Raw genomic sequence first — 5,013 nt, forward strand, 5'->3', positions numbered from 1 at the left:
CTGCGCCCGCCGCGGCGGACACCGGCACGAGATCTCGACCCGGCTGCACCGGTTCAACGCCTGGTGCGCCGACTCGCGCCTGCCCGAGCTCGAGCGGCTGGCCGGCACGATCGAGGCCTGGTGGCCCGAGGTGCTGGGCTTCCTGCAGACCGGCCTCACCAACGCCGGCACCGAGGCCACGAACCGGACCGTGAAGACCGCCGCGCGCACCGCCTACGGCTTCCGCAACCTCGAGAATCAGCGCCGCCGAGTACGGTTCGCCTGCACTCGGCGACACCGCCGGGTCACCGTCTGCTGAGGGTCATTTCCCCCTCAAGTTCGAAGAGCCGGCATAAGGCGGACGTCGAAAAGCGCGCTCGCGATCTGGCTGCGCTCGCCCCTTTGGCATGGCCCTTATAAGCTGGCAGCAGCCCAGCTGGCGCGAGTCACGCCTTCCTGGCCTGGGTGCACGGCCAGCGGTTGTCGTACTCCATCGGCTTCGGGCTGCCGGCCAACACCGCTGAGCTGCTGACCAAGATCCCCGAAGCCCTGTGGGAGCCGGCCTACGACGCCCACGACCAGGTCCGCGACGGCGCGTGGGTCGCCGAGCTGACCGGACTGCTCAACCTCGATCCGCCGAGGCACGGAACCGACCGATGATCAACTAGAGACGGATGCCCCTGTTGCCAGCGATGATGTGGCTTGCGACGGTCACATCGACTGACAGACAAGGGCATCCGGTAAATGCGAGTCTTCCACAAGCTCACCGCGGTTTTCGATGACCCGAACCTGATCTCGGTCGCTGGTCTGGCGCCGGTGATGGCACTGGCCGAACGCGCCGGGCTGCACGAGCTGGTCGCCGAGCACGTCACGGTCCCCGGCTCGGCCGGGGCGAACGCCGCGGTCAAGGTGTCGGCGCTGGTGGCCGGGATGGTCGCCGGCGCGGACTCGATCAGTGACCTCGACCTGCTTCGCCACGGCGGCATGGGCCGGCTGTTCGACGGGCTGCGGGCGCCGACGACGCTGGGCACGTTCCTGCGGGCGGTGTCCTTCGGGCATGTCCGGCAGTTCGACGCGGTCGCCTCCCGGCTGCTGATCGGCCTGTCGAAGGCCACGCCGGTGCTGGCCGGCGCCGGTCAGGTCACCTACGTCGATGTGGATGACACGATCCGGGAGACCCACGGCTACGCCAAGCAGGGCGCCGGCTACGGCTACTCCGGGGTCAAGGGCTTGAACGCGCTCGTCGCCACCCTCTCGACGCCGCTGACCGCGCCGGTGATCGCCGCCACCAGGCTGCGCAAGGGCGCCACGAACTCGGCCAAGGGCGCGTTCCGGCTAATCAGCGACGCGCTGGCCACCGCCCGCTCGGCCGGTGCCGGAACCGCTCCCGGCGGCATGATCACCGTTCGCGCCGACAGCGCGTTCTACAACCACAAGGTGGTGGCCGCCGCCCGCCGGAGTGGGGCCCGGTTCTCCGTCACCGCCCGGATGGACCCCGCCGTCCGGGCGGCGATCGCCGCGATCGGCGAGGACGCCTGGACCGCGATCAAGTATCCGAACGCGATCTGGGAGGAGACCGAACAGCGCTGGATCTCCGACGCCGAGGTCGCCGAGATCTCCTTCACCGCGTTCAGCTCCCGCCGCAAGAACGAACATGTCCCCGGCCGGCTGATCGTCCGCCGGGTCAAGCGCCTGAACCCCGCCACGGTGCCCGCCGGGCAGACCGCGCTGTTCAGTCAGTACCGGCATCACGCGGTGTTCACCGACTCACCGCTGTCGATGCTGGCTGCGGAGGCCGCCCACCGCGACCACGCGATCGTCGAGCAGGTCATCGCCGAACTCAAAGGCGGGGCGCTGGCCCACCTGCCCTCGGGGAAGTTCACCGCGAACGCCGCCTGGCTGGTCTGCGCGGCGATGGCGTTCAACCTCACCCGCGCCGCCGGCGCCCTGGCCGGGGCACTGCACGCCAAGGCCCGCACCGCCACCATCCGCGCCCAGCTCATCAACATCCCGGCCCGGATCGCCTCCTCGGCCCGACGACTCCGCCTGCACCTGCCCAGGGACTGGCCCTGGCAGACCGGCTACGACCAGCTGTCCACCGCCACCCTCGCACCACCGGGCACGGTCACGGCCTGACCATCCAGCCCGGCACGGGCGCGAGGAACGACCGACGTGGACGAGCCGGACAAACCGGCGACTACCGCACGCCCATCACCGGGAACCATTCCCAGAACCAAGATCACATCACTCGAGAATGCTCATCGGCGGATCGAGGCTCAACCTCACCGGCTGGCCTGCGGGGATGCGGGTGATCGCCCGCAAGGAACGCCCCCACCCCGGCGCGCAGCTACGGATCACCGACGCCGACGGCATGCGCGTCACCGCGTTCGCCACCAACACCACCCGCGGGCAGCTCGCCGACCTCGAACTACGCCACCGCCGCCGGGCGCGCGCCGAGGACCGGATCCGCTGCGCGAAAGACACCGGCCTGGCGAAACTCCCGCTGCACGACACGGCCCAGAACCGCATCTGGTGCGCCATCGTCGCCCTCGCCTGTGAGCTCACCGCCTGGATGCAGCTACTCGCCCTCACCGAGCACGCCGCCCGCCGGTGGGAACCTGAACGGCTCCGCACCAGGCTGTTCACGACCCCGGCGACCCTCGCCCGCACCGGACGACGGCGGATCCTGCACCTGGCCGACCACCACCCCTGGGCGACGGTGGTCCGCGACGGGCTCCAGCGCCTCCGCGACACCACCGCCGTGCTCACCGCACCAGCAGCCGCCCCGGGCTGACCCCCGCGACCTGACCCGACGACCCGACGACCCGAAAGATCCCACCGGACCGTGGAACCGGCGCCCACCCGAGCGACATCGGCCGATCTGTCACACCCAGATGCCATCCTGACGGCCACCGGGACCCCGATGCGCATAGAGCGCATCACGATCATGCAAGATCGAGGCTAGGACCTCAGGAGTGGCGCTCGGCCGGTTGGCGATCACCAAGCACGCCACCTGGGTGTCCGGCCGTCGGAAGGGAGATCGGGCGCCGCTACTGTCGGCTCGTGCTCGACTACCAGCCTGCCAAGACAGTCAGCCTCAAGGGCCACCCCACGCTGAACGAGAAGTGGCTGCAGGAGCGCATTGTCGCGGACACATCTCTATTGGGACTGGGAGAGCTGGCTGTAAAGGACGTCGAGCGCCGCCAGCCGCGAGCCGGTCGCCTCGACCTGCTGTTGTCAGACCCAGAGGCGGGCACTAGGTACGAGGTCGAGCTACAACTGGGGCCGACGGACGAGACGCACATCATTCGCACTATCGAGTACTGGGATTTGGAGCGCCGCCGGTACCCGCAGTATGATCACGTCGCCGTCATAGTCGCGGAGGACATCACCAGCCGGTTCCTCAACGTGATCAGCTTGTTCAACGGGTTCATCCCGCTGATCGCCATCCAACTCCGCGCCCTACAGATCGGCGAGGTGCTCACCCTCTCGGCAACCAAGGTTCTCGATCAGATGACGCTGGGTGCGGCCGATGACGAGGACGAAGCTGAGCAAGCTGTCGACCGCGCGTATTGGGAGCAGCGCGCGACCAAGAGCAGTGTCGCGCTGGCCGACAAGCTCCTCGAGGTGGTACGCGAGGTCGAGCCGAAGATGGGGCTGAAGTACAACAAGCACTACATCGGGCTAGTTCGGGACGGCGTCGCAGACAATTTTGTGTCAATGCGCCCGCGGCAGCAGCACATGATTGCGGAGTTCCGCATCCCGCGCTCAGACGAGCTCACCAGCCGACTAGAGGAACATGGCGTCGAGGCGCTTGAGTACTCAATCCGGTGGGGCCGCTACCGGATCCGCCTCACCCCAGCGGACCTCGAAGCCACGCGCGACCTCCTCCTAGAGCTCGTCCAGACGGCTCACGGGGCGGGTTGAGGTCGGGGGCAGGCAGCGCTACGTGCAGCTCCACTCCACGCCCGGAGGTCCTCCCTTCACAAGATCAGTCAGTCAGATCCCGTGGTCGCACGTCCTCGACCAACGTCTCTGGTCAGTACAGCTAGGCCAGTGGCTGGTCTCAGCTGCCAAGCTTCTTCAGGGCATCCCACGAGCCCTTGGCGTCGTTGACGTCGGACTCGGAGACCAGTAGGTAGCGCCACTTGGTGCCGACGCCCGAGTCGGCCGAGACGTGGTTGGCCCAGCGCTTGGCGGCCTCCCGCTTGGCCTGGACGTCGGCTGAGGTCATCTCCGTGTCCATCTTGACCTCGACGACCCAGTGGGTGTAGTCGATCTCGATGACGATCAGGTCGGGGTTGTACTGCTGGCCCGCCCCGTTCCAGAGGATGGGCAGGTCGCCGATGTGCAGGCGCACCCACCAGGCCACCGCCTCGACGTCGTCGACGATGTTGGCGACGGTGCGCTCGGGAGCGGAGTCGAACCAGGCGAGCGGTAACATCCCCCGGTTCCAGCCCTCGTAGGCGAGCGCCTTGGAGAAGGCGCCGTGGCGGTTGCCCGAGACGTCCTTGTCGGTGACCCGGACGGGGTCGAGAACCTTGATCTCGACGACTTCCTCGAAGCTGGGCTTGGCCATGAAGCGTCGTTGCTCGGACTCGACGAGGCGCACCAGGCGGGCGCCGGCCCGGTCGAGGTTGGCCGAGAGGACTTCGACCGCCTTGTTTCCCAGGCCCTCGAAGAAGGCGTCGAGCAAGGGGGTAAGTGCCGCTCGTTCGCTCTTGCGGGCCGGCACTGCTGACGATGCCAGCACCACCTCGGTGAGGGGTGGTGCGGCGGTCGGTCTCTGGAAAGAGCGTCGGCGTGGTGTGAGCCCCTGTGGCGTCGCTGAAGTAGATCGATCCGTACTGGAAGTCGTTGTACCAACCACCGTTGATTGTGGTGTCCCCGGACGTCGGGTAGCCCAGGATGCCATCGGGGCCGCCCAGGAGGATGTCCCGCGTTCCGTGGAACTTCGGTAGCGGCCCGTTGATCAACTAGGCGGCGTTGCTGACGGGCCCATCATGCGCGGCGGGTACGACAGTTGCAGCGGTG

At 68.1% G+C, this 5,013-nt stretch carries 4 protein-coding genes and 3 pseudogenes; 5 read left to right on the forward strand and 2 right to left on the reverse strand.

Annotation, left to right across the window (positions count from 1 at the left end):
* The 5 genes and pseudogenes from BLW04_RS24665 to BLW04_RS24685 all read left to right on the forward strand — a co-directional run.
* Positions 1-298: transposase (locus BLW04_RS24665; protein WP_139306900.1), on the forward strand; the 298-nt coding region annotated here is incomplete at its 5' end.
* Between the two features lie 116 nt (positions 299-414).
* Positions 415-609: pseudogene (locus tag BLW04_RS24670) on the forward strand (IS1380 family transposase); the annotation flags it as partial.
* A gap of 114 nt (positions 610-723) precedes the next feature.
* Positions 724-2,115: an IS1380 family transposase gene (locus BLW04_RS24675; RefSeq protein WP_091548202.1), complete on the forward strand. Its 1,392-nt coding sequence runs from the start codon at positions 724-726 to the stop codon at positions 2,113-2,115.
* A 139-nt stretch (positions 2,116-2,254) separates the two neighbouring features.
* Positions 2,255-2,773: pseudogene (locus tag BLW04_RS24680) on the forward strand (transposase); the annotation flags it as partial.
* A gap of 269 nt (positions 2,774-3,042) precedes the next feature.
* A complete protein-coding gene (locus BLW04_RS24685; protein WP_091548204.1) occupies positions 3,043-3,906 on the forward strand; it encodes a hypothetical protein in 864 nt (287 codons plus the stop codon).
* Between the two features lie 139 nt (positions 3,907-4,045).
* Here BLW04_RS24685 and BLW04_RS24690 read toward each other — a convergent pair whose 3' ends face one another.
* Both BLW04_RS24690 and BLW04_RS29970 read right to left on the reverse strand, forming a co-directional pair.
* Positions 4,046-4,732, reverse strand: a complete 687-nt coding sequence (locus BLW04_RS24690) for a hypothetical protein (protein ID WP_254781979.1) — start codon at positions 4,730-4,732, stop codon at positions 4,046-4,048.
* Between the two features lie 64 nt (positions 4,733-4,796).
* Positions 4,797-4,955 (reverse strand): annotated as a pseudogene (locus BLW04_RS29970) (LGFP repeat-containing protein); the annotation flags it as partial.
* Positions 4,956-5,013 lie beyond the last annotated feature (58 nt).

The sequence above is a fragment of the Modestobacter sp. DSM 44400 genome, assembly GCF_900107175.1.
Classification (GTDB): domain Bacteria; phylum Actinomycetota; class Actinomycetes; order Mycobacteriales; family Geodermatophilaceae; genus Modestobacter.

What these genes read in the sequence shown, in the direction of transcription:
- BLW04_RS24675 (WP_091548202.1), top strand. Translation starts at nt 724, where the DNA reads ATGCGAGTCTTCCACAAGCTCACCGCGGTTTTCGATGACCCGAACCTG.